Raw genomic sequence first — 1,470 nt, 5'->3', positions numbered from 1 at the left:
CGTTCGTCCTGAGCCAGGATCAAACTCTCCATAAGAACTACTTCTATAAAGAAGTAGTTTTCCATAAAGAAATCGAATAGCTCATTTCTTGCTGACTCGAATCCGAAGATTCTTGTGTGTGTTTCTATTCAGCCAACCGAAGCTAGCTTAGTTAGAAACGTTTTGCTTAAGTGCGTTAGCACTCTCGCTGTATTTCATTGATGTTTTGCTGTTCAGTTTTCAAGGTTCATGTCGGAAGGATCAACTAGCACCCTTCACCTTTAGTCGTTGTCATTTTCTGCGACAACTTTTATATCATAACATTTCGTTTAGTTCATGTCAACAACTAATTCTACTTTCTTTTTGCGTTGTTTTCATAATGTCGCAAAAGCAACTTAATAAATATACCATTCTATCTAATGAAATGCAAGTCTTATTTAAAATAGTTTCCATTTCTATTTCTACTGCACCAAAGTGCACTATCTCATTCCTTTTTCATCATTAGAAATTAAACATCTTTCTATTCTAATTCCTTTTCAATTAAAAAGAGGTACCTGCGTCAGACACAAAGACGAACAACACACATCCGAATAGTTTTTAAAAAAGTAATGAAATAGAAAGCGAATAATCCATATGATAAAGAGATTTCTTGGGCCACCCTATTAAATCACTTATAATAGAAGAGATTCGAACGGGTGAGGAAAACTCAAAAAGGTTGAAGTGTCAGGTCCTGCAAAATAGGTTATCGATAAGGTTGAAAAAGAGCCCGAATTCACAGATGAATAGAAAGTTGAATTAGATAAGAAGGATGCAGATGAAAAGGCAGCTGCTGACTAAATGCTAGAAGAAGCCACTAATTACAGCTGAAGCAGATGCTAACAAGATAAAACTGAGTACGTACAAAGTGAGATCTGAAATACCTGTTAGAGAATATCCGGCTTTATCTGATGACATGACATATATCGATAGCGCAAAAGATAGCGCCAGAGGTCTGTACAGCATAATCTTTAACGATAATCTCATGGACGACTCCCACTCATATGTCACTCTTCAAGATGGTGAATATTTCAAAATGACTGGAGGAGAAATGCATCCAGTAGCCTCGGAACTATCCATAATCCCAAAGGATCGATTATATAAAGATGGCATGTACAAAGTCGGCAAGGACATACCCGCTGGAGAGTATAAGGTAATTTTGACTAGTCCCATCGGGATGGGTTATTTAGAGGTAAGTTCAAATAGCAGCCACCAACTCGGTAGTATTGTTACAAATGAAAATATCCAGGCTGATACTTATATCACTGTAAAAGATGGTCAATATTTAAAATTACAAGGTGCTACAATTCAAATATGATTGTATTTAAATCTTTCAAAACAAAAAAAGCGTCCTACCCTGTTGTGACCCCCTAAAGTTAGAGTTTTATATTATGCAGCTAATTGGCTGGTATGCAGACGGTATTGAACCGGACTCATGCCAGCTAATTTTTTCTT

Annotated in this window: 1 protein-coding gene; it reads left to right on the top strand. The window is 36.5% G+C overall.

Annotation, left to right across the window (positions count from 1 at the left end; all coding sequences use genetic code 11):
• The first annotated feature begins 883 nt into the window (after positions 1-883).
• Positions 884-1,333 (top strand): hypothetical protein, encoded by a 450-nt coding sequence (locus AC1TO4_RS19785; RefSeq protein ID WP_482106705.1) that lies wholly within the window; start codon positions 884-886, stop codon positions 1,331-1,333.
• Positions 1,334-1,470: the final 137 nt, after the last annotated feature.

It is taken from the genome of Sporosarcina sp. Y838, assembly GCF_056786515.1.
Note: the sequence above shows the minus strand (reverse complement) of the source record. Positions and strands in the feature narration are given on the sequence as shown.